The organism is Pseudomonas sp. CFBP 5748 (genome assembly GCF_053850495.1).
Window position 1 is genome coordinate 114,511 of the sequence record NZ_JBSPTN010000012.1, and the last position, 23,365, is coordinate 137,875.

General features: G+C 61.2%; 17 protein-coding genes. 5 read left to right on the forward strand and 12 right to left on the reverse strand.

Annotation, left to right across the window (positions count from 1 at the left end; translation table 11 throughout):
- From ACWNZ1_RS23685 to ACWNZ1_RS23695, 3 genes are all read left to right on the forward strand, one after another.
- The gene (locus ACWNZ1_RS23685) at positions 1-576 is read left to right on the forward strand and encodes a hypothetical protein (protein ID WP_135847523.1); all 576 of its coding nucleotides are present in this window, start codon (positions 1-3) and stop codon (positions 574-576) included.
- A 268-nt stretch (positions 577-844) separates the two neighbouring features.
- On the forward strand, positions 845-1,057 hold the full coding sequence (locus ACWNZ1_RS23690) for a cold-shock protein (RefSeq protein WP_256453860.1): 213 nt from the start codon (positions 845-847) through the stop codon (positions 1,055-1,057).
- 27 nt (positions 1,058-1,084) lie between these two features.
- A complete protein-coding gene (locus tag ACWNZ1_RS23695) occupies positions 1,085-2,098 on the forward strand; it encodes an RHS repeat-associated core domain-containing protein (RefSeq protein ID WP_256453861.1) in 1,014 nt (337 codons plus the stop codon).
- A gap of 117 nt (positions 2,099-2,215) precedes the next feature.
- Here ACWNZ1_RS23695 and fdhA read toward each other — a convergent pair whose 3' ends face one another.
- The 8 genes from fdhA to ACWNZ1_RS23735 all read right to left on the reverse strand — a co-directional run bounded on the left by fdhA (position 2,216) and on the right by ACWNZ1_RS23735 (position 12,323).
- Positions 2,216-3,415 (reverse strand): formaldehyde dehydrogenase, glutathione-independent, encoded by a 1,200-nt coding sequence (gene fdhA / locus ACWNZ1_RS23700; protein WP_003177608.1) that lies wholly within the window; start codon positions 3,413-3,415, stop codon positions 2,216-2,218.
- 222 nt (positions 3,416-3,637) lie between these two features.
- Positions 3,638-4,495, reverse strand: coding sequence for a formyltetrahydrofolate deformylase (gene purU, locus ACWNZ1_RS23705; protein ID WP_135847526.1), 858 nt, complete (start codon positions 4,493-4,495; stop codon positions 3,638-3,640).
- A 164-nt stretch (positions 4,496-4,659) separates the two neighbouring features.
- Complete coding sequence (locus ACWNZ1_RS23710) at positions 4,660-5,292, reverse strand: sarcosine oxidase subunit gamma (RefSeq protein WP_256453862.1); 633 nt, start codon at positions 5,290-5,292, stop codon at positions 4,660-4,662.
- A gap of 167 nt (positions 5,293-5,459) precedes the next feature.
- The gene (locus tag ACWNZ1_RS23715; RefSeq protein WP_256453863.1) at positions 5,460-8,477 is read right to left on the reverse strand and encodes a sarcosine oxidase subunit alpha; all 3,018 of its coding nucleotides are present in this window, start codon (positions 8,475-8,477) and stop codon (positions 5,460-5,462) included.
- Positions 8,474-8,803 (reverse strand): sarcosine oxidase subunit delta, encoded by a 330-nt coding sequence (locus ACWNZ1_RS23720; protein ID WP_109755033.1) that lies wholly within the window; start codon positions 8,801-8,803, stop codon positions 8,474-8,476. The genes ACWNZ1_RS23715 and ACWNZ1_RS23720 overlap by 4 nt, the downstream gene beginning before the upstream one ends.
- 14 nt (positions 8,804-8,817) lie before the next feature.
- On the reverse strand, positions 8,818-10,068 hold the full coding sequence (locus ACWNZ1_RS23725; RefSeq protein WP_109755034.1) for a sarcosine oxidase subunit beta: 1,251 nt from the start codon (positions 10,066-10,068) through the stop codon (positions 8,818-8,820).
- Positions 10,069-10,089: 21 nt separating this feature from the next.
- Positions 10,090-11,343, reverse strand: coding sequence for a serine hydroxymethyltransferase (glyA, locus tag ACWNZ1_RS23730; protein WP_047228145.1), 1,254 nt, complete (start codon positions 11,341-11,343; stop codon positions 10,090-10,092).
- A gap of 275 nt (positions 11,344-11,618) precedes the next feature.
- On the reverse strand, positions 11,619-12,323 hold the full coding sequence (locus ACWNZ1_RS23735; RefSeq protein WP_280944509.1) for a TraX family protein: 705 nt from the start codon (positions 12,321-12,323) through the stop codon (positions 11,619-11,621).
- Positions 12,324-12,636: 313 nt separating this feature from the next.
- Between ACWNZ1_RS23735 and ACWNZ1_RS23740 the strand changes: the two genes are divergently transcribed.
- Complete coding sequence (locus ACWNZ1_RS23740) at positions 12,637-13,677, forward strand: threonine aldolase family protein (RefSeq protein ID WP_135847529.1); 1,041 nt, start codon at positions 12,637-12,639, stop codon at positions 13,675-13,677.
- A gap of 84 nt (positions 13,678-13,761) precedes the next feature.
- Here the strand turns inward: ACWNZ1_RS23740 and gbcB are convergent, their stop codons facing one another.
- Entirely contained in the window at positions 13,762-14,862 is a 1,101-nt protein-coding gene (gene gbcB, locus ACWNZ1_RS23745) for a glycine-betaine demethylase subunit GbcB (protein ID WP_135847530.1), read from the reverse strand.
- Positions 14,863-15,146: 284 nt separating this feature from the next.
- Between gbcB and gbcA the strand changes: the two genes are divergently transcribed.
- Complete coding sequence (gbcA, locus tag ACWNZ1_RS23750; protein ID WP_256453865.1) at positions 15,147-16,439, forward strand: glycine-betaine demethylase subunit GbcA; 1,293 nt, start codon at positions 15,147-15,149, stop codon at positions 16,437-16,439.
- Positions 16,440-16,553: 114 nt separating this feature from the next.
- On the opposite strand, the gene ACWNZ1_RS23755 is transcribed toward gbcA, so the two are convergent.
- The 3 genes from ACWNZ1_RS23755 to ACWNZ1_RS23765 form a co-directional block, all read right to left on the reverse strand.
- Positions 16,554-17,798, reverse strand: a complete 1,245-nt coding sequence (locus ACWNZ1_RS23755; protein ID WP_456027922.1) for a metallophosphoesterase — start codon at positions 17,796-17,798, stop codon at positions 16,554-16,556.
- A gap of 27 nt (positions 17,799-17,825) precedes the next feature.
- The gene (locus ACWNZ1_RS23760; protein WP_456027923.1) at positions 17,826-19,694 is read right to left on the reverse strand and encodes a c-type cytochrome; all 1,869 of its coding nucleotides are present in this window, start codon (positions 19,692-19,694) and stop codon (positions 17,826-17,828) included.
- Positions 19,695-19,858: 164 nt separating this feature from the next.
- Positions 19,859-23,311: a GMC oxidoreductase gene (locus ACWNZ1_RS23765; protein WP_256453867.1), complete on the reverse strand. Its 3,453-nt coding sequence runs from the start codon at positions 23,309-23,311 to the stop codon at positions 19,859-19,861.
- Positions 23,312-23,365 lie beyond the last annotated feature (54 nt).

The following is a 23,365-nucleotide window of genomic DNA, read 5'->3' on the forward strand; positions in this document are numbered from 1 at the left end:
ATGAATGTAAAGATCGGCGGAGCGACCCTCGCGGTCATCCTGACGGGCATGCTCATTGCCCTGGGCGTCAACGAATGCCAGCGCGGCCCGCTGAACCCGGAGCTTGCCGATGGCATCAGCGAGGAGCAGAAGACTTGGCTGACCATCGAGCACCGCATCAAGCGCTCCGATCCGGCGCTGACCGAGGTGAGCCGCGAGCAGCAAGCGCTGACCGTGCTTTACCGTCCAGGCGCTTGTGCGGATGACTGCGAGCCCTGGGTTGCGCACATGCTGCGCGTTGTCGGCCACGGCCTGGCAGCGCTCAATGGCGCGCCAGGGGGCAAGCAATACACGCAAGTGACGGTCAAGGCGCGACTGCTGGCCGATGATGACGTGGAACTGGTCTACGACATGCCGGGCTTCGACGCGATCAAGACGCAGCAGTATGGCTACGTCACCTTTGCCAGCATGCCCCGCAACCTGAATTTCAGCGGCGACGCCTTGGCCCAAGCGCAAGACTATTGCCAAGGCCCTAGCGCCCAGGGTTTCTACCCTGAATTCTGCGAGCGGGTCAGGACCGCAACTGCCCATCAATAACCGTGGCGATGGAAGCGGTGTTCCGGCCTGAATACTCACGACCAAAAATCCCACAACCACTTGGGAAATCACCCGGCCGTGACATGACCGCCCCTGGCAGTCATCTGAATATCACCTGCGGTCAGTTATTCCCTCTCGATATTGCCTACTGTCAACTCTGACAGTAGGCAGCCGTTCATACCGGTTTTAAGCTCTAGCGATGACAACAAGGCCACGGCGACCTACGCGCTCAGTGTCTTTATTCATTCGGGCAGGCAGGACAATAAAAATGAACGGCCGAATCAAAGGAACTGTGAAATGGTTTAACGATGCAAAGGGCTACGGCTTCATTACCTGCGGCAAAGGAGGCGAGGAGTTGTTCGTTCATTACTCGGCGATATCCGGCGAAGGTTATAAAACGTTGAAAGAAAGGCAAACCGTCTCCTTTGAAATCGAAAAGGGCGACAAAGGCATGCAGGCCACGAGAGTGACGCCGGAATAAGGCTCCTTCCATTTAGAGAACCACTTGATGTCGGCAAACCGCAAAACACCGCTCTGCCGCTATCGTTACGACCCACTGGATCGCTTGGCCGATTGCACCCCATCGGCCCAGACCCGCACTCAGCGTTTCTACCTGAAAGAACGCCTGACCAGCGAAATCCAAGGCTCGGTACAGCGATTGGTTTTCCAGCAGGGCGATCAACTCCTGGCGCAACAACAGCGCCAGGATGACGTCGTCGAAACCACCTTGCTCGCCATCGACCTGCAACACTCGGTTCTGTACGCACTCGACGCCACACGGCCTCATCCCTTCGCTTACGCCCCCTACGGACACCGCTCCCCGGAAAACGGCTTGCTCAGCCTGCTCGGCTTCAACGGCGAACGACCGGACCCGGTGACGGGGCATTATTTGTTGGGCAATGGCTATCGGGCGTTCAATCCGGTGTTGATGCGGTTCAATAGTCCGGATTCGATGAGCCCCTTTGGGAAGGGTGGGTTGAATGCTTACGCGTATGGCCAAGGCGACCCTATTAATACGAGCGATCCAACTGGACATTTCAATTTTATTACCAGCCCGCTCAAAGGAGTCTTGAATCGGGCGAAGCTTAGGACACCTAAAGAAATTGTGTATGTTCACGGAGTCAAATTGCGTATATCGCCTGGACAGGAGCTTGAGACATTTATTAGAAACCCTACGACGCCATTTTCACCATTGAAACGACCTTTGAGTCCAGAGATTATCGATTCAGGCATTCCGCAGCTCGAGCTATCACTTATCAACGACAGCAATAACCTCATTAAACAAGAGCTACAAGCAGCTCACATAATTAAGTTAAGGCCAGTCTCTCACAATAAAATTCGTAAACTCTCTAACTTTCTGGAAAACATAAAGCTTAGCCGAACTGCCCATCGCGCAAATCTGGAATATTTTAAGCGAAGGACTCAGGAACTAACACCCTCGTCTGACGACCCACCGCCCAGTTATAAAAAGACGATATTCTGGAGTTCAGGACATACGCCGGGTGAAATTATCAGGGGGTAAAGCCGCGACATCACTTCAGCCGAGGCTAATCAAAAAACGACGCACGAAAAGCGCCATCCTTGATGAAAATAAAAAGGGCGACATCACTGTCGCCCTTCTTCCGTCCTGCTTCCAACCTTACGCCGCACTGAACAACTTATGCGGGTCAATCACAAACTTCTTCGGCACGCCCGCATCGAACTCGCCATACCCTTTCGGCGCGTCATCCAGGCTGATTACCTGCACACCGACGATTTCGGCAATGTTGATGCGGTCCCACATGATCGCCTGCATCAGTTGGCGGTTGTACTTCATCACTGGGGTCTGGCCGGTGTGGAAGCTGTGGGATTTAGCCCAGCCCAGGCCGAAGCGGATGCTCAGGCTGCCCATTTTCGCGGCGGCATCAACGGCGCCCGGGTCTTCGGTGACGTAGAGGCCGGGGATGCCGATTTTGCCGGCGACGCGGACCACGCCCATCAACGAGTTGAGCACGGTGGCCGGGGCTTCGTGTTTGACGCCGTCGTGCCCGTGACCACGGGCTTCGAAGCCCACGCAGTCAACCGCGCAATCCACTTCCGGCTCACCCAGCAGCGCAGCGATTTGCTCGTGCAGCGGGGTGTCGGTGGACAGGTCGACGATTTCGAAGCCTTGAGCCTTGGCATGGGCCAGACGAATGGAGTTGACGTCACCGATGATCACCACCGCAGCGCCCAGCAGGCGTGCGGAAGCGGCAGCCGCCAGGCCCACCGGGCCAGCGCCGGCAATGTACACGGTGCTGCCAGGGCCAACGCCGGCGGTGACGGCGCCGTGGTAGCCGGTCGGCAGGATGTCGGACAGGCAGGTCAGGTCGCGGATTTTCTCCATCGCCTTGTCGCGGTCCGGCAGCTTCAGCAGGTTGAAGTCGGCGTACGGCACCAGCACGTATTCGGCCTGGCCACCGGTCCAGTCGCCCATGTCCACGTAACCGTAGGCACCACCGGCACGGGCCGGGTTGACGGTCAGGCAGACACCAGTGTGTTGCTCTTTGCAGGAACGGCAGCGCCCGCAAGCGACGTTGAACGGCACCGACACCAGATCACCGATTTTCAGGTTCTCGACGTCGCTGCCCTTTTCGATCACTTCACCGGTGATTTCGTGACCCAGGACCAGACCGGTCTGGGCGGTGGTACGGCCGCGCACCATGTGTTGGTCGGAGCCGCAGATGTTGGTGGAGACCACGCGCAGGATGACACCGTGCTCAATCTTCCTGCCGCGCGGGTCCTGCATTTTTGGATAGTCGATTTTCTGTACTTCGACCTTGCCGTTGCCGAGATACACGACACCACGATTGCCAGACATGCTTTCACCTCGCTGTTGTTTTTATGAAACTGCGTTGCCCAGGCAGGCAGCGCGTTGATTGCTCGGGTAGTGCTTGTGTCTTGTTTCTTTGTTGTCTGTAAGGGCCTCTTCGCGAGCAAGCCCGCTCCCACATGTTTTTTGGTGCAACTGAGATCTGTATACCGGCACAAATCCTGTGGGAGCGGGCTTGCTCGCGAATGGGCTGCGAAGCGGCCCCAAAATCTAAAGAACGACAGTGCGATTGGCGTTCAAGAACACTCGTCTTTCGATGTGATACCCCACGGCCCGGGCCAGGGTCAGCCCCTCGATGTCCCGGCCCTTGGCGATCAAATCCTCGGGATAGTGGCTGTGGTCCACCACTTCCACGCCCTGGGCGATGATCGGGCCTTCGTCCAGGTCGTTGTTGATGTAGTGCGCCGTGGCACCGACCAGTTTCACGCCTTTGTTGTAGGCCTGGTGATACGGCTTGGCGCCCTTGAAGCCCGGCAGCAGCGAGTGATGGATGTTGATCGCCTTGCCGTCGAGCTTGCGACACAGTTCCGGCGACAGCACTTGCATGTAGCGGGCGAGAATCACCAGCTCGGCGCCGGTGTCTTCGATCACCTGCCACACCTGCCGCTCCTGGGAGGGTTTGTCGTTCGGGTCCAGGGGGAAATGGTAGTAGGGAATCTGGTGCCAGTCGGCCAACGGCTTGAGGTCGGGGTGGTTGGAGACCACGGCCACCACGTCCATCGACAACTGGCCGATGCGTTGGCGGTAGAGCAAATCGTTCAGGCAGTGATCGGCCTTGGAGACCATGATCACCACTTTCGGCCGGTAGTTGGGCGGCGTCAGTTCGAAGACCATGCCGAAGGCTTGAGCGCGCTCGGCCAGGCCGCTGCGAAAGCTCTGCTCGTCAAAGCCATCGGGCTGGCGAAACTCCACCCGAATGAAGAAACGCGCCGAGAGCCGGTCGTCGAAGGAATGGTGCTCGGTGACGTAGCAGCCCTGCTCGAACAGAAAGCGGGTCACCGCGTCCACCGTGCCGAGCACGCTGGGGCAGTCGGCAGTCAAGATCCATGTGTCTGGGGCGCGGCTCATTGCGGTGACTCCTGTTCGTTGTGGATAAACCCTGTGGCAAGAGGATTTATCTGTGGGGGCAAAACTTGCTCGCGATAAAAACAACGCGGTCTATCTGGAACTCAAGCGCCTGCATCGCGAGCAAGCTTTGCTCCCACAGTTCACTTCCACAAGGACTGCGATAGTCAGGCCTGCACGCTCAAGCCATACTCAGCCGCGGCATCCTGCAACCAGAGCCACCAGTAATCGGAGAAGCTGCGGCGAATCAGCAGTTCCCAGGTGTCTTCGCCGGTGTGGCGGATGACCAGTTGCGACTTGGCGAACACCGTGCCCACGGCCTTACCCACCGGGAAGCTGTTTGGGTGTACATCGTAGCTGGTGGATTTCATCAGCACGTCGCGCACGTTCGGGCCGGACAGTTCAAGGATCTGCTGGCCGCCACTGACGTTGACGATCTGAATGTGCAGATCCCCGAGCGCTTCGCGCAGTTTCTTCTCGGCGGCGAATTCTTCACCGCTTGGCACGATCAGCAACCACTCGTCCGGGCCGAGCCATTGCAGGCTGGTTTCACCTTTGACGATGACGGCCAGGGCACCCGGCAATTCCAGGCCCAAGGCTTTGTGCACGCCGGCGGCGAACGCCGGGGCGTGGCCATCGCCACGAATGGTCAGGTGACCCAGGAGTTGTTTCTCGCGCACGGTCACACCGGCGTTCTTGCGGCCCTTGCCCACCCTGCTTGCGAGGTCGGCATGGTGCAGCGACGACTCGGCCTTGGCCCCGGTGGTTGGGCGTTGTTGGTACACGTTGACTGCGGTCATATGGAGCACCTGTCTGAATACTGTTGAGTCAAACCCTTGTGGTGGCTGTCAGGCCTTCATCGCGAGCAAGCTCGCTCCCACAAGGGTTACGCGATCTACTGTGGGAGCGAGCTTGCTCGCGATGATGCCGACGCGGTATCGCCGGCCTCCCACAGGACCTCAAGCCACTAGATATTCTGCCGATCGCCCTTCGGATCGAAGAACACCGAAGAAACAATCTCTGCCTCGATCACGCTGCCGTCGGCCAATGGCGCGAACACTCGTTCACCCAGGCGCTTGAGGCCGCCCTTGACCACGCCCATGGCAAACGAATAGCCGAGGGAGTTGTGCGCGTAACTGGAGGTCACGTGACCCACCATGGTCATCGGGATCGCCTGCTTGGTGTTGAACACCAGTTGCGCGCCTTCCGGCAGCCAGACATTCGGGTCGATCGGCTTGAGGCCCACCAGTTGCTTGCGGTCCTCGCGCACACAGTCTTCGCGATTCATGCCACGCCAGCCGATCCACGAGAACGGTTTGGTCCGGCCAACGCACCAGCCCATGTTCAGATCGTCGGGGGTCATCGAGCCGTCGGTGTCCTGGCCGACGATGATGAAGCCCTTCTCGGCCCGCAGTACGTGCATGGTTTCGGTGCCGTACGGGGTCAGGTTGTACTTCTTGCCGGCCTCGACGATCTGCTCGAGCACGCCCATGGCGTAGTCGGCCTGCACGTTGATTTCGTACGACAGCTCACCGGTGAACGAGATCCGGAACACCCGCGCCGGCACGCCGCCGACGGAGCCTTCTTTCCAGGTCATGAACGGGAAGCCGTCCTTGTCCAGGTCGATGTCAGTGACTTCGCTCAGCAGCTTGCGGCTGTTGGGGCCCGACAGGGTCATGGTCGCCCAGTGGTCGGTCACCGAAGTGAAGTACACCTTCAGGTCCGGCCATTCGGTCTGCTGGTAGATCTCCAGCCATTGCAGCACGCGTGCCGCACCGCCGGTGGTGGTGGTCATCAGGAAGTGGTTGTCCGCCAGACACGCGGTCACACCGTCGTCGAAGACCATGCCATCTTCTTTGCACATCAGGCCATAGCGGGCCTTGCCCACGTCAAGCTTGGTCCAGGCATTGGAGTAGATGCGGTTGAGGAACTCGCGGGCATCCGGGCCCTGGATGTCGATCTTGCCCAGGGTCGAGGCGTCCAGCAGGCCGACGCTGTCGCGCACGGCTTTGCATTCGCGCTTCACGGCGGCATGCAGGTCTTCGCCGTTCTTCGGGAAATACCATGGGCGTTTCCACTGGCCGACGTCTTCGAATTCAGCACCGTTCTTCACATGCCAGGCATGCAGCGCGGTGAAGCGCACCGGCTCGAAGATGTGCCCGCAGTGCCGGCCGGCTACCGCGCCGAAAGTCACTGGTGTGTAGTTGGGGCGGAACATGGTGGTGCCCATCTGCGGGATGCTCACGTTCAGCGAGCGGGCCGCGATGGCCAGGCCGTTGACGTTGCCCAGCTTGCCCTGATCAGTACCGAAGCCCAGTGCGGTGTAGCGCTTGACGTGTTCCACCGACTCGAAACCTTCGCGGGTGGCGAGTTCGATGGCGGCGGCCGTGACGTCGTTCTGCAGGTCGACGAATTGCTTCGGCGCCCGTGCGGTGGCTTTTTCGTGGGGTACCTGGAACAGCGCCAGGGTTGGCTCTTCGTGACGGCTCAAGGCCTTGGGCAATACACCCTCGACTGCTTTGAAGCCGGCTTCGCTGGCCGCGCGCACGCCGCCTTCAAAACCGTCAGCCAGGGTATCGCCAAGGCTGTAGACGCCATTCACGCCGCCGACACACACACGCTTCTGCGGTGCTTCGCCCGGTACGAAACCGAGGATGTCTTCGCGCCAGATCGGCTTGCCACCCAGGTGCGAAGCCAGGTGAACCACTGGGCTGTAGCCACCGGAGCTGGCCACCAGGTCGCAGTCCAACCACTCGCCGGGGCTGGTGACTTTGTGGGCGCGGACGTCGATCGCGGCAACACGTGCAGCCGTGACGCGCTTGCTACCGCGGGCCTCGATCACGGCGCTGCCGGTGAGAATGCGGATGCCCTTGGCACGCGCCTCTTCCACCAGCGCACCACGTGGGTTGCTGCGGGCATCGGCGACGGCCACCACTTGCAGGCCAGCGTCGAACCAGTCCAGGGCCACGCGATAGGCGTGGTCGTTGTTGGTGCTCAGCACCAGTTTCTTGCCCGGTGCCACGCCGTAGCGGCGCACGTAGGTGGAAACCGCGCCGGCCAGCATGTTGCCCGGCACGTCGTTGTTGCCGTAGACCAGCGGGCGCTCGCAGGCACCGGTCGCCAGCACCACGCGCTTGGCGCGGACGCGGTTGATGCGCTGGCGGACCTGGCCAATCGGCGCACGGTCACCGAGGTGGTCGGTGAGGCGCTCGTGAATGGTCAGGAAGTTATGGTCGTGGTAGCCGTTGACCGTGGCGCGCGGCAGCAGCACCACGTCCGGCATCGACTTGAGTTCAGCGACAACAGCGGCGACCCATTCGGTCGCTGGCTTGCCGTCCAGGCTTTCGCGGGAATCGAGCAGGCTACCGCCGAATTCTTCCTGCTCGTCGGCCAGGATCACTCGCGCACCGCTGCGGGCCGCAGCCAATGCCGCAGCCAGGCCAGCAGGGCCGGCGCCGACAATCAGCACGTCGCAGTGACGGTTCATGTAGTCGTAGGTGTCCGGATCGTTCTCGGTCGGCGAGCGACCCAGGCCGGCAGCCTTGCGGATGTACTTCTCGTAAGTCATCCAGAACGATTGCGGGTACATGAAGGTTTTGTAGTAGAAACCCGGCGGCATCAGCTTGCCGCCAACCTTGCCGAGAATCCCCATCATGTCGTTGTTCACGTTCGGCCAGCCGTTAGTGCTGGTGGCGACCAAACCTTGGTACAGCGCCTGTTGCGTGGCGCGTACGTTAGGGATCTGCGTGGCTTCGGTGGCGCCAATCTGCAGCACCGCGTTCGGCTCTTCGGCACCGGCGGCGAAAATACCGCGCGGACGGGAATACTTGAAGCTGCGGCCAATGATGTCGACGCCGTTGGCCAGCAGTGCAGCGGCCAGGGAATCGCCTTCGAAGCCTTTGTAGACCTGGCCGTTGAAGGTGAAGCTCAACACTTTGTTGCGGTCGATCCGTCCGCCGTTGGACAGGCGATTGATCTGGCTCATACCTTCTCTCCCAGAGCCTGTGCGGCCGCTTTCGGACTGTCAGCCTTGTCGGTGAATTGCGGCTTTTGGCCGATCTTGTAGGTTTCCAGGATCTCGTAGGTCACGGTGTCGCGGGTCGCGTTGAAGTACTGGCGGCAACCGGCAGCGTGGATCCACAGCTCGTGGTGCAGGCCGCGAGGGTTATCGCGGAAGAACATGTAGTCACCCCACTGCTCGTCGGTGCAGGCATTCGGGTCCAGCGGACGCGGGATGTGCGCCTGGCCGGATGCATGGAATTCCTCTTCGGAGCGCAGTTCGCCGCAGTGAGGACAGAAGATGTGCAACATAGGGATTTCTCCTGTTAGTGGGCGACGGCAGCAGCGCCGTGTTCGTCGATCAGTGCACCGTTGTGGAAACGGTCGATGGAAAACGGCGCGGCCAGTGGGTGCATTTCACCCTTGGCCAGGCTTGCAGCGAATACGTTGCCCGAGCCCGGGGTGGCCTTGAAGCCGCCGGTGCCCCAACCGCAGTTGAAGAACATGTTCGGCACCGGGGTCTTGGAGATGATCGGGCAGGCGTCCGGCGTGGTGTCGACGATGCCGCCCCACTGGCGGTTCATGCGCACCCGCGAGAGTACCGGGAACATCTCGACGATGGCCTGGATGGTGTGTTCGATCACCGGGTACGAGCCGCGCTGGCCGTAGCCGTTGTAGCCGTCGATACCGGCACCGATCACCAGGTCGCCCTTGTCGGACTGGCTGATGTAGCCGTGCACGGCGTTGGACATGATCACGCTGTCGATAATTGGCTTGATCGGCTCCGACACCAGTGCTTGCAGCGGGTGGGATTCGATCGGCAGGCGGAAGCCCGCGAGCTTGGCCATGTGCCCGGAGTTACCGGCAGTCACCACGCCGACGCGCTTGGCGCCGATGAAGCCTTTGTTGGTTTCCACACCGATGCACACACCGTTTTCCTTGCGGAAACCGATCACTTCGGTCTGTTGGATCAGGTCCACGCCCAACGCGTCCGCCGCCCGGGCAAAGCCCCAGGCCACGGCATCGTGACGAGCCACGCCGCCGCGACGCTGGACAGTGGCGCCCATCACCGGGTAGCGGGTGTTTTTCGAGCAATCCAGGTACGGGATCTCGTCGGCCACTTGCTTGGCGGTGAGCAGTTCGCCGTCCACACCGTTGAGGCGGTTGGCACTGACCCGGCGCTCGGAATCACGGATGTCCTGCAGGGTGTGGCACAGGTTGTAGACGCCACGCTGGGAGAACATCACGTTGTAGTTCAGGTCCTGGGACAGGCCTTCCCAGAGTTTCATCGCGTGCTCATACAGGTGGGCCGATTCGTCCCACAGGTAGTTGGAGCGCACGATGGTGGTGTTGCGCGCGGTGTTACCGCCGCCCAACCAGCCTTTCTCGACCACGGCGACATTGGTGATGCCGTGCTCTTTAGCCAAGTAGTAGGCGGTCGCCAGACCATGCCCGCCGCCGCCGACAATGACCACGTCGTAGACTTTTTTCGGGGTCGGCGTGCGCCACATCCGCTGCCAGTTTTCGTGATGGCTGAGAGAGTGTTTGAAGAGGCCGAAGCCCGAATAGCGTTGCATAGTCATTACTCCAAAACCGACTCAGCGATAAACCGGGAAGTCCGCGCACAGGGCCGCCACTTGCTGGGCGACATTGGCCTCGACATCGGCATCGCCGAGGTTGTCGAGGATGTCGCAGATCCAGCCGGCCAGCGTGACGCACTGGGTAACCTTGAAGCCGCGAGTGGTTACCGCCGGGGTGCCGATGCGCAGGCCCGAGGTCACGAACGGCGACTGCGGGTCGTTCGGCACGGCGTTCTTGTTGACGGTGATGTGGGCGCGGCCCAGGGCAGCATCGGCGTCCTTGCCGGTCAGGCCCTGACGGATCAGGCTGACCAGGAACAGGTGGTTATCGGTGCCGCCGGACACTACATCGTAGCCGCGCTTGATGAACACGCCAGCCATGGCCTGGGCGTTATCGATCACTTGCTGCTGATAAGCCTTGAAACCAGGCTCCGCCGCTTCCTTGAAGCACACCGCCTTGCCGGCGATCACATGCATCAGCGGACCGCCCTGGGCGCCAGGGAATACAGCGGCGTTGAGTTTTTTCTCGATCTCTTCGTTGGCCTTGGCCAGGATCAGGCCGCCACGTGGACCGCGCAGGGTCTTGTGGGTGGTGGTGGTGACCACGTCGGCGTACGGCAGTGGGTTCGGGTACAGACCGGCAGCGACCAGGCCAGCCACGTGGGCCATGTCGACGAACAGCAGCGCACCAACTTTGTCGGCGATCTGACGGAAGCGTGGGAAATCGAGGGTCTTGGAATAGGCAGAGAAGCCGGCCACGATCATTTTCGGCTTGTGCTCCACCGCCAGGCGCTCGACTTCGTCGTAGTCGATCAGGCCGGTGGTGGTGTCGATGCCGTATTGCACCGCGTTGTAGAGCTTGCCCGAGGACGACACCTTGGCGCCGTGGGTCAAGTGACCGCCGTGGGCCAGGCTCATGCCCAGGATGGTGTCGCCGGCCTGCAGCAAAGCCAGGTACACGGCGCTGTTGGCCGAAGACCCGGAGTGCGGCTGGACGTTGGCGTAATCGGCACCGAACAGTTGCTTGGCGCGTTCGATGGCCAGGGCCTCGACTTTGTCGACGTGCTCGCAGCCACCGTAGTAGCGCTTGCCTGGATAGCCTTCGGCGTACTTGTTGGTCAGGCCGCTGCCCTGGGCCTGCATCACGCGCTTGCTGGTGTAGTTCTCTGACGCGATCAGCTCGATGTGATCTTCCTGGCGTTGCTCTTCGGCGTTCATCGCCGCCAGCAGTGCATCGTCGTAACCCTGGATCTGGTCTTGCTTGCTGAACATCGCGTCTCTCCCAGCGGCGGCGGTGCGCCTTTCGTCTCGGTGAGGCACTGACCACCGTTCGGTCGTGCCCTTTGGATGCGATGGTATGGCTGGCGCAGGCAGGTCAAATGCCTATGGACGCCACGCAAAGGTGCGTTTACGACATGTGCTCAAAGAGTCGGGGAGCAAGGCCTGTGGGATAGCACTGCGGGAGCAAAGCTTGCTCGCGATCCAGGCACCTCGGTTCATGGGAGAGCGCGTCGCTTTCATCGCGGGCAAGCCTTGCTCCCACAGGGCTATGCGGCGATTTGGCGAACCGCGAGCAAGATCAGAAAGTGCGCGGGATACAGCGCATACGCCCAACGCCGCATCGCAGGCGGATGAATGCGACCCGCCTGGCGCAAAAGCACCAGCCCAAGCCATGGCGCAAACAGACACGCCAGTAAGCCGCCGATCGCCACCGCATCCCCCAGCCACGCCGCGCCATACAGCACTCGCCATTGATTGGCCGCCAGGCACACCACCCCCGGCAACAATGCGAAATACCAGGGCCGGCGAAACACCAGCAGCATCGCCAACGGCAGCAGCACACCAAAGAAACCGAACATCAGCCGCGACGAAAACAGCGCCGCCAGCAGCAACGCCCCCACCGCCAGGCACCGCGCCTCCAATGTCGGCGTCTGCCAACTGCGCGCCACCAGCAACCCCAGGGCCAGGGTCGGCAACACATTCAAAGTGGCGGGCTCGGGGAAGAAGAATCGGTAGGGAATTTCGCTCACGGCGCTGAACAACAGCAACCAGCCCAAGTAACGCCACGAGCTCGCGCTGGCCCCGGTGCGCGCCAGGTTCGCCGCCATCGCCAGGCAGAACCAGGGGAACGCCAGGCGCCCCGGTACGTACAACCAGTCGACGGAGAAACCGACATATCGCAGATGATCGAGCACCATCGCCAGCAATGCCGACCATTTGAGCAAATCCAAGGCCCCATCGCGCCGACTCATGTGTACAGCGACCTGATGACTTTATGATTTTCTGACAGAAACATCCGGTGTGTTCCCCCGCTAATCTTGGGTAAAGTGCGCACCAACATCGACCACGGCGATGCGCCCCAAGCGCGCCGAACCATGATCGACCACGGCGATGAGCACCCAAGCGCGCCGAACCATGATCGACCACGGCGATGAGCACCCAAGCGCGCCGAACCATGATCGACCACGGCGCTGTGGACCCAAACACGCCGAAACCAGGGAACTCCCCATCCGGGAATTCCGCCAGGGATCTTTACCCAGGACTCTCTACCTCAGGAGCAAGGCCATGACCGACAAGAGTCAACAGTTTGCCAGCGACAACTATTCCGGCATTTGCCCCGAAGCCTGGGCGGCCATGGAAGAAGCCAACCAGGGCCACCAGCGCGCCTACGGCGATGATGAGTGGACCCACCGCGCGGCGGATGATTTCCGGGCCTTGTTCGAAACCGACTGCGAAGTGTTCTTTGCCTTCAACGGCACGGCGGCCAACTCCCTGGCGCTGTCCTCGCTGTGCCAGAGTTACCACAGCGTGATCTGTTCGGAAACCGCCCACGTCGAAACCGACGAATGCGGCGCGCCGGAGTTCTTCTCCAACGGCTCCAAGCTGCTGCTGGCACGCACTGAAAACGGCAAGCTGACCCCCGAGGCGATCCGCGAGATCGCCCTCAAGCGCCAAGACATCCATTACCCCAAGCCACGGGTCGTGACCCTGACCCAGGCGACGGAAGTCGGCAGTGTCTACACCCCGGATGAAATCCGCGCCATCAGCGTCACCTGCAAGGAACTGGGGCTGAACCTGCACATGGACGGCGCGCGGTTCTCCAACGCCTGCGCCTTCCTCGGCTGCTCACCGGCGGACCTGACCTGGAAGGTCGGTGTGGACGTGTTGTGCTTCGGCGGTACGAAAAACGGCATGGCGGTGGGTGAGGCGATCCTGTTCTTCAATCACGACCTGGCCGTGGACTTCGACTACCGCTGCAAGCAGGCCGGACAACTGGCGTCGAAAATGCGCTTCCTCTCCGCCCCCTGGGTCGGCCTGTTGCAAAACGACGCCTGGCTCAAGCACGCCCGCCACGCCAACCACTGTGCCCAATTGCTGACGCACCTGGTGAGCGACATTCCCGGCGTGGAGCTGATGTTCCCGGTCCAGGCCAACGGCGTGTTCCTGCAACTCTCGGAACCGGCCATCGCCGCCCTCACCGCTCGGGGCTGGCGTTTCTACACCTTCATCGGCAAGGGCGGCGCGCGGTTCATGTGTTCGTGGGATACGGAAGAGGCGCGGGTAAGGGAATTGGCGGCGGATATTCGGGAAGTGATGGCGGGCTAGAAGGACAGACTCAAAGCCTGCCCAGCCCATTTGTGGCGAGGGAGCTTGCTCCCTCGCCACAGGGGATGGCGCGAGACCGGAAGATCAAAACTCGATCCGCACATCCCCTTTCGGCACGCTGCAGCACGACAGGATGTAGCCCTCGGCCTCGTCGTCTTCGGTGATCCCGCCGTTGTGGTCCATCTCCACTTCCCCGCCCAGCTTCAACACCTTGCAGGTGCCGCAGATGCCCATACCGCAAGCCTTGGGAATCATCATGCCGAGCTTGGCGGCGGCGGCGTGTACGGTTTCTCCCGGGCCCACGCGAATGCTTTTGCCAGAGGAGGTGAATTCCACCAGGTGCAGGTCCGCCGCATCGACCTCGGGGGCGTCGGCGGCCTGTTCGGCCTGCTCCACAGCGTCGGCCCGGGCTTCCGGCGGTGTGGCGCCGAAAGATTCCTCGTGATAGCGCTTCATGTCGAAGCCATTGGTTTCCAGCAGGCGCTTGACCGCGTTCATGTACGGCGTCGGGCCGCAGCAGAACACTTCGCGCTCCAGGAAGTCCGGCGCCATCAGTTCCAGCATCTTGTGGTTCAGGTAACCGCGATAACCGGCCCAAGGCTCGCCCAGGCCATGTTTTTCGCAGATCAGGTGCAGGCTGAAGTTGTCGATCCGCGACGCCATGTGCTCCAGCTCACGGTGGTAAATGATGTCCTTGGGCGAACGGGCGCTGTGGATAAATACCATGTCGACATTGGCGTTGGTGTCGTAGTACCAGCGCGCCATGGACATCACCGGCGTAATGCCGACGCCACCGCTGAGGTAGAGCACCTTGGGGCTGGAGAAGTCGATGGCGTTGAACAACCCCACCGGCCCGTGCACCGCCAGCTCCTGGCCTTCGTGCAGGGTATCGTGCAGCCAATTGGAAACCTTGCCCCCCGGCACACGCTTGATAGTCACCGAGAAACTGTAGGGCACCGACGGCGAACTGGAGATCGTGTACGAGCGCATGACCGGCTGACCTTCGATTTCCAGCTCCAGGGTGACAAACTGCCCCGGCTTGAAAAAGAACATGATCGGCTGGTCGGCCATGAAGCAGAAGGTGCGCACATCCCAGGTTTCCTGGATGACTTTGACGCAACGTACGATATGTCGGCCATTGGCCCAGGTCTGGGTGGTGACCGGGTTCAGGAAGTTATTGGACATGCTGATCTCCACGGCCGACTGTCGGCCTTCATGATGGCGATTGTGCGCAGGCGCCTGGGTGACCATTTACCTATCTGCGACATTCACATACTTATCGCGACCAGCCCCCAACTACCGGGGCTTGCGCGTCGGGAACAGATTGGGCCATGTCGCCCATGGATAAGGTTCGGCCCCTGCGCGGCCCCACACTCGCCTCAACAGATAAACAAAGTTTTCTGCCTTGCGTAGCACAACCGATTAGTCATTTTCACCGGCTCCGCTTAGAGGGCCACGAGGATAAAACGATGGACACCACTACCCTGAGCCTGGGCGATCCGCTGGAACCCGCACGCAAGGCCACCGCGCAGATGCTGCAGGAACGCGAGCGCACCTTTTCGCTGCCGCAGCCGTTCTACTCCGATGAGCGCCTGTTTGATATCGATATGCAGGAAATCTTCCAGAAAGAATGGTTGATCGCCGGCATGACCTGCGAAATCCCGGCCAAGGGCAACTACCTGACCCTGCAAGTCGGCAAGAACCCGATCATCGTGATTCGCGGCGCCGACGGCGTGGTCCACGCGTTCCATAACGTCTGCCGGCACCGTGGCTCGCGGCTGTGCACCAGCGAAAAGGGCAAAGTCGCCAAGCTGGTCTGCCACTACCACCAGTGGACCTACGAGCTGGACGGTCGCCTGCTGTTCGCCGGCACCGAGATGGGCGCCGACTTCGACATGAAGCAGTACGGCTTGAAGCCCGTGAACGTGAAAACCGCCGGTGGCTACATCTTCATCAGCCTGGCGGAAAACCCGCCGGCCATCGATGACTTCCTGTCGACCCTGGCCCATTACATGGAACCCTACGACATGGAAAACACCAAGGTGGCGGTGCAAACCACCTTGATGGAAAAGGCCAACTGGAAACTGGTACTGGAAAACAACCGCGAGTGCTACCACTGCGGCGGTGCGCACCCGGAATTGCTCAAGACCCTGCTGGAGTGGGACGACGTCACCGACCCGCGCGCCGACCAGGCGTTCAAGGACCACGTGGCCGCCTCCGCCGCCGCCTGGGACGCCGAGAAGATCCCTTATGCCCACGCCAGTTTCGGCCTGCGTAACCGTATCGTGCGCATGCCGCTGCTCAAGGGCACCGTGTCGATGACCATGGACGGCAAGCAAGGCTGCGCCAAGCTGATGGGCCGCATCAAGAACCCGGACCTGGGCTCGATGCGCATCCTGCACCTGCCGCACTCGTGGAACCACTGCATGGGCGACCACATCATTGTGTTCACCGTGTGGCCGATCAGCGCCCAGGAAACCATGGTCACCACCAAGTGGCTGGTGCACAAGGACGCGGTCGAAGGGGTGGACTACGATGTCGCACGCATGCGCCAGGTCTGGGACGCCACCAACGATCAGGACCGTCGCCTGGCCGAAGAAAACCAGCGCGGCATCAACTCCACCGCCTACCAGCCAGGCCCGTACTCCAAGACCTATGAGTTCGGCGTGGTGAACTTCGTCGACTGGTACAGCGAGCGCATGCTCAACAACCTGGGGGCGGAACCTGCGCCGTACCTCAAGGGCGTTCCAGTCCAGGGCTAAAATCAAAAGCTTCGCGAGCAAGCCCGCTCCCACAGTTGACCGCGTTTCTTCAGAAAGAATGCGGTCGAATGTGAGAGCGGGCTTGCTCGCGAAGACGGTCTCCCATTCACCCGATTACTGTGAAGACCACCGCACCGATCCATCCTCCCCATAAAACGTCTCGACAATCTCCTCCCCCTTCAGCTGCACCTTCACATACCCGTTCAACACCCGCTCCGGATACGCCTCGTCCCCCGCCAACTGGGTCTCCGACCATAACACCCGGGCATGCCCGTTCAGCTCACTGGTAGTGCCATAGGGAATCGCCCCATGTCCGGCGCAGCGCGCGTGCAATCCGCCTTGCGGCGCATAGCAGATGCCGTTGTGCAAATGCCCCCAATACCAGTAATCCGGCTCACGCCCCAGGGCGTCGCACACCGGTTGGTAAAGTGCGGTCTTGTTGTGCCCGGAAATGTCGAAGCCCTGGTGATGACTGAGCACCATCAGCTTCTTGCGCTTGGGCAGGGTTTTCATCCAGTCGATCTGTTGCGCGTTGAGGGTGCCGTCCATGTACAGATTCATGGCGTCCGAGGCATAGGCACTGTCCAGGCCGACCACCAGCCAGTCATCGTTGTACAAGGCAAAGTAACTGGTGCCTTGCTGCACCGGAAACCGCTTGGCCAATTCCTTGAAGTAGCCATGGGCGCCGCTGTACATCTCGTGGTTGGAGTTGAGGGTGAACGAGCCATGCTTGCCCTGGGGCCAGCCGACCATGTCGACGTCTTCCTGGGAATGGGTCCCGGCGTAATACACATCGCCCAGATGGATGGTGAAGTCGGCCTCGGCCAACTGCATCTGATTGGCCACCGCCACCGCCGGCGCGTGGCTATCGAAAGGCCCGGTACCCCAGTCGCCGGCGATGGCCAGCACCACGTCGTTGTCCATTTTCACCAACGCCGGGTGGGTGGCGAACGGCGCGTGGTGACGCAGGTTCTCGATCCACTTGAGCAGCGCCTCGCTCCACAACAGGTCCAGCAGTTCCCATTTGCGGCAACCGAGCAAAGTACCGTCCTTGAGCACCCGGGTCGGCAGTTCGTCCTCGCTTTGCGGCAACGGCGTGGCGTTGCCGATCTTCAGGATCGACAGGCCGTGGGCCAGTTCCCACGGCACGGTCGGTTCGTCGTCCGGCAAATCGCCGTGATCGATGACGTGTCGCGCCTGGTCGTGGCCCCGCTGCAGCAGCTTGACGATGGCCTGGAATTCCTCGGGCTCCAAGTCGTTGACCAGTTTTTTCCAGGACATCTCCAGCCGCGTGACCAACCCGTGCAGGCGGACCTTGACCTTGTCGAACTCATGTTCCCAATGGTGCAGTAATGACATGTGAACGCTCCTTCGCAATGCCCTGGGCTACAGGGTTTTCATGAATTCGATCAGGGCCCGTTTGTCGACGTCCGACAGCTGGGTGCCATACAGGTGGCCGCCGTTGTGGTTGCCTTCCAGGCGGGTGTCGTATTTGAAATCCGCCGACGCCTTCATCTGCGCGCCGCTGGTGATGAAGCCCACCTTTTCCTGGTCGTAGATGTCGGAACCGGTGTAGAACACTTGCGGACGCAACTGCGGCGGTTGCAGCAGATCCCACAGGGTCGGCACTGAACCGTTGTGCAGGTACGGCGCACGCAGCCAGGCGCCGTCGGTGGGCGTATTGCTGTAGCTCTGGGTCTTGCGGTAGGCGCCGAAGTCGAACGGCGGTTTCTTGAAGCCGTGGAACGCCGCCACCAGCCCGACGGTGAAAGAGTTCAGGCGATGGGGATCGGTGCCCAACTGGTCGATGTTGGTGGTGACCTGGCCGGTGTCGCTGCGGCCAAAGTCGTGGCAACCGGCACAGTTTTTATCCCAGATCGGTTTGCCCTGGGCGACTTTCGCCTGGTCCAGGGCGAACGGCCAGGCCGGCGCCTTGTGGCCCAGCAGCCAATTGGTCACGCGGTTGAAACTCGGCGGCAGCACCGATTGTGGCGTCGCGCCCACGGCCATGGCGGCTGCGTAATTGCGCTCGTGGATCTTGTTGTTATTGCCGTCCCAATGCAGATACATCGACTCACGAGGTTTCTGGTTCCAGACCTGCGGCAGATCCACGGTGCCGATGGTGGAGTCATCCGGGAAGCCGAAGACCACCATTTTGGTCGGGTTGAAGGTGTCGGTCCGCCCCGGGCCCTGGGCCGGACGCAGTTTTTGCCAGGCGTAGGCCTGCTTCTGCTTGAGCAGGGCGCTCTTGGCCATCGGAATGATCAAGTAACGATTGTAGAGCTTTTCGAAAAAGCCCAGTTGGAACTTGCTGTTGATCGCCGCCATGACCGCATCGGGGGTGAATTTCGGGTCGCTGGCGCAATCGTAGGCGAACCACTGGAAGGCTTGCAGTTGCAGGGTATTGGCCGGCGCGGTGGCAACCGGAACCGCGACGTCAGTGGCATTGGCCCGGTAGGAGCCGGTGTGGCACAGGGCACAGTTGGGCTCCACGGTGGGGTAGCCGAGCTGCCGCTTGGCCATGCCAATGGGCAAGTCGTTGCCATTCTCATAGAGGAACCCGAACACTTCGTAGCCGCCCGGCTTGGGCAGTTTTTCCGGGCACATCTGCGGCAGCACAGCGAACAGGTAATAAGGAATTCGTGCCTCGATGCCCAGGCCGATGGGGGCGTACTTGTAATGGTCTTCGTCGGAGGCGAAGTCCGGTTGCGGCACCTCTCGGATCATCTGGTACCAGGTCTGGTAGCCGATGAAACCCAGCACCAGCAGCACCACCAGCGTGCCGACCTTGAAACTGTGGCTCTGCCAGCGCTGTGCCCAGCCGGCGCGCCACTCCCGCCAACCGGCGCAGAGCAAGGCCAGCGGACGATTGGCCACCGGGCAGCCCAGGTACAACAGCACACCCAGGATCAGGAACATGCTCAAGTCGCCCATCAACATCGGCACGAACAATTGGCCCTGATTGTTGGTGTTGATCAAGTAGATCCAGAACACCACCGCCACCAGCCGCGACAGCACGCACAGCCACGAATGCACCACGAAACGCGGCGCGTTGAAGCCCGAGGGCATGTAGAACAGGCTGATCCCCACCAGCAACATGCCAGTGTTTTCCAGCCACGGATCGGACAGCACGGGTGGCAGGCCGAGCATGGACGTCAGCAATGCCGGCGCGAACAGCGCCGGGATTGCGAAGAACATGTTCATGACAATCCCGATCCAGATGACGCGTTGGAACCAGCGGATGTAAGTATTCATGGGCATCCTTTTTCCTTATTCCTGACTCACGAGATATGGTGCTCTGGTGATTGCCATCGCGAGCAAGCTCGCTCCCACACTGGATGTGTGGCGTGCCAAATTCAGCGGCACATACCCCCCTGTGGGAGCGAGCTTGCTCGCGATGCAGTCGACTCGGTCTTGAGTCAACCGAGCGCCGTCTTCTCCAGGTGTTCAAGGATGAGCGGATACACATCCACCACCGCATCCTTGCCGAAGATGCAGTCGATGTGGCCGTAGCCCGCCACTTCGTGACGGCTGAACAGCTGCGGGCCGTGCATATCGCACAGTCGCTCGTAGGTCTTGAGGGTGCTTTGTGGCAGGTAGCACTGGTTGTCGGCGCCGCTGATGAAGCAGATCGGCAACTTCAACCGATCGAAATGCGGCATGTAGACGTCGTTGCCCTTGAAGTCCACCAGGTGCCCCTTGCGCACGATCAGCGCCAGGTGCTCGAAGGTGTGCATGTTCGACTCGCCGAACAACTCATGCAGGTTGTCGTGCAGGGTTTCGTTGAGGGTGTCGTGGCGGTACAGCGAGGCATACATGAACGTGATGCGGTGGCAGACCGGGTTGGTGCAATAGCCCTGGGCCTCGATCCGGGCGTAACCATTGAGGGCCTTGTCGTAGAGTTTGTTGAACCAGTTTTCCTTGGTGTCGGCGTACGCCGTGAGGGATTTGATGCCGATGGCGTCGAGCATCCCCGGCAAGTGCAAGCCGGCCTTCAGACCGGTTGCGGTGGCTACCACCGTATCGGCGGCAATCTGCGAGCAGACCACCGAGCGCACCCCTTGCAACCCCGCCAGCATCGACATGAAGAAAGTCGTCGCGCCGTAGCAATGCACCACGCACTGCACGTCACGGGCCAGGGTCGCCTGCTGGATCTGCTCGATGGCTGCCTTGAAGTCGTACTGGGCCACCTGGTCGCCGTTCCATTCATGCTTGCTGGCCGGCAGCAGGATGCTCACCCGCAGGTCCAGCAGCCAGACGTCGTACTCGTGCTTGCACAGGTACTCCAGCAAGTTGGTCTGGATGGTGTCGGTGGAGAAAATATTCGAGCCCACGCCAAGGCCGTGAACCAGCATCACCGGGCCCTTGGTGCCTGCCTGGTAGCGGGTCAGGCGCAGCTCGACATTGTCTTCGGTCTGGAAGAAATGCACAGTCGGCGCCGGTGCATCCAGTGGCCGTTTCAAGCGGGGCGGCGCGTCCGGATTGAAGTACACGTCACCGGCGAACACCCCACCGTAACTCTCCCACAAGATCCCGGCGAAGAACTTGCCGAAGCGCGCCAGCGCCTCTACCCGCTCACGCTCGTTGCGCGCGTTGAGCACTTTCATGGTGGTCATCTGCTTGGCGAAGTCGGCCGGCAGAATGTGCATAACCCCCGAACCGATCACCGCGCCAGTCTTGTCCGGCCCGCGATACAGCGTGACATACAGCGTGCTGGTGTCGGGCCAGATGTTCAGTACGCCGTTGTCCTCGGGCACGGTCTTGAAGGCGCTGAAGTAGTAATCGCTGCCGTCTTCGGCGGTCAGCTTCATGTCGTAGTTCATGTGCCGCACACCGACCTGTTCCTGGTATTGCTCGAACAGGTTGAACACGCCATTGCTGGCGACCAGCGGCTTGGGCGAAAGCAGTGGCGCATCCAGCGTGCCCACCAGGGTCGCGGCGTGTTCCGGCTCCTTGATCAGGCGATTGAGGTCGGCGGCGGTAATGGTCAGGGTGAACTCGATCGGCGAGTTGTCGGCCTTGCCGCGCTTGGCCGCCGCTTCATAGACCTTGAGGTCGGTGCCCTGTGGCTGGGTGAAGGCGGTGGAAAAGTACCCCTTCATGGTTTCGGTGAACTGCACGCCGAGCGTCGGCGCCGCCACCGGTTTGCGCGGGGCCGAGGGCAGCGTGTAGTCGATGATCCAGCCCCGATCCGCCGCCAGCAGGCCCATGTTGCGCTCGCTCACCGCTGAGATGGTCAGCAACGGGTTAACGGCCAGGGATGTCGGGATCACCGCACCGTCGGTCACGTACAGGCCGGGGTAAACGTCCGTGCCGCTGGCGCCACTGAACACCTGGCCCTTGTGGTTGACCACGCCTTGCGTCGCGTCTTCACCCATCACGCAACCGCCCAATGGATGGACCGAAACGATGCTGTGCTTGAGCAGCTTGGTCCAGATCGGGTTCTCGACCCAGATCCCGCCCAGCGCCTTGGTGCTCTGGTGCAGGCGTTCATTGCCGAGGGTGACGTTCTCCTGCTCGCCGACTCCGGGCCAGTCGATGCGCAACTGGTCCTTGTCGTCGAGCAGCATGCGCCCCTTGGCGTCGTCGTGGCTCATGATCAGGTAGGTCTGCATGTTATGCAGCGCGCCGTAATAAGGGCCGCGCAGGAAGCTCTCGGCCTCCCGGCCTTTGTATTTGAGGCTGGCCCCGAAACCGGTGTCGGTGGGCACGCCGATCATCCCGGCAAACGCCGCCATGCTCGGCACCATGGGCCGCCCGAGGGCGCCGGGGATCGAGCCTTCCTCGATGACCATGCGGCTGCGCCAGTCGCCCTCGGTGCGCATGTCGATGATCGACGTGATGCAGGGCCCCACAGGCTCCAGTTCCTTGGCCGAATGAGCGCCAAAGCCGATGCCGTTGATGACCTGGTCACAGTTGTGGCCGAAGCCGAGGATGTCGCCGTTGCCGCTCATGTGCTCGCCCAGTTGACTGGACATCGCCAGGCCTTTGTCCCGGGAGCGCAACATGATCTCGGTGGAGCCCAGCGTACCGGCGGACACCACCACGATGTCGGCCCGCACAAACAGGGTCGGCGCCGAGAACATTTCGCGGCCGCTGTCCAGGTATTGGAAATGCACGATCCAGCCATTGCCATCTCGCTCCAGATGCCGCACCTCGGCCTGGCAGAAAATTTCCGCGCCGTGGTTCCAGGCGTCCGGCAAGTAATTCATCAGCGTGGTGTTCTTGGCCTTGTTGTTACAGCCGGAGACACAGTCACCACAGCCATTGCACGGCAATTGCTCGACACCGACGTGGTTGAGGTTGTTGGGCAGCTTGTCGAAGGTCACGTTGATCGGCGGCTTGTAGAAATGCGCGCCTTGCTTGAGGTAGTCGGCGGACTTCTTGTTGGCGTCGAGCTTGGGCAGCTTCGGCGACGAATCCGGGTACGGGTTGGGCTTGAGCATCTCCCGGGCCCGCGCATAACCATCCTTGAGCAACGTGTCACGGTGATCACGCACCGCCTGCGGCCAGCGCGGGTCCTCGAACACGCCGGGCTCCGGTTCCAGCGAGACGTTGGCATTGATCAGCGAAGTGCCGCCCAGGCCGCAACCGACCACCACGTTCTGCTGGGCGTTGACGTGCAGGTCGAACAACCCGGTACGCGAACCGATGTGCCCCTCCGGGTCATGCACCTGCAATTGCTCGGTGGCCGCGAGCATGGTGTTGGGGTATTCACCGGGCTGGATCTCCCGGCCGCGCTCCAACAGACAGACCTTGCGCCCGGCCCGGGACAGGCGCGAAGCGGCAATGCCGCCGCCATAGCCGGAACCGATGACGATAACGTCGTAATGTTCCTGGATATCGCTGATGGGGGTCGAGATCCGAGTCATGTTCAAGTCCTCTCAGGCAGATAGGGCAACTCTGCGGTTGCCTGCAAATCGACA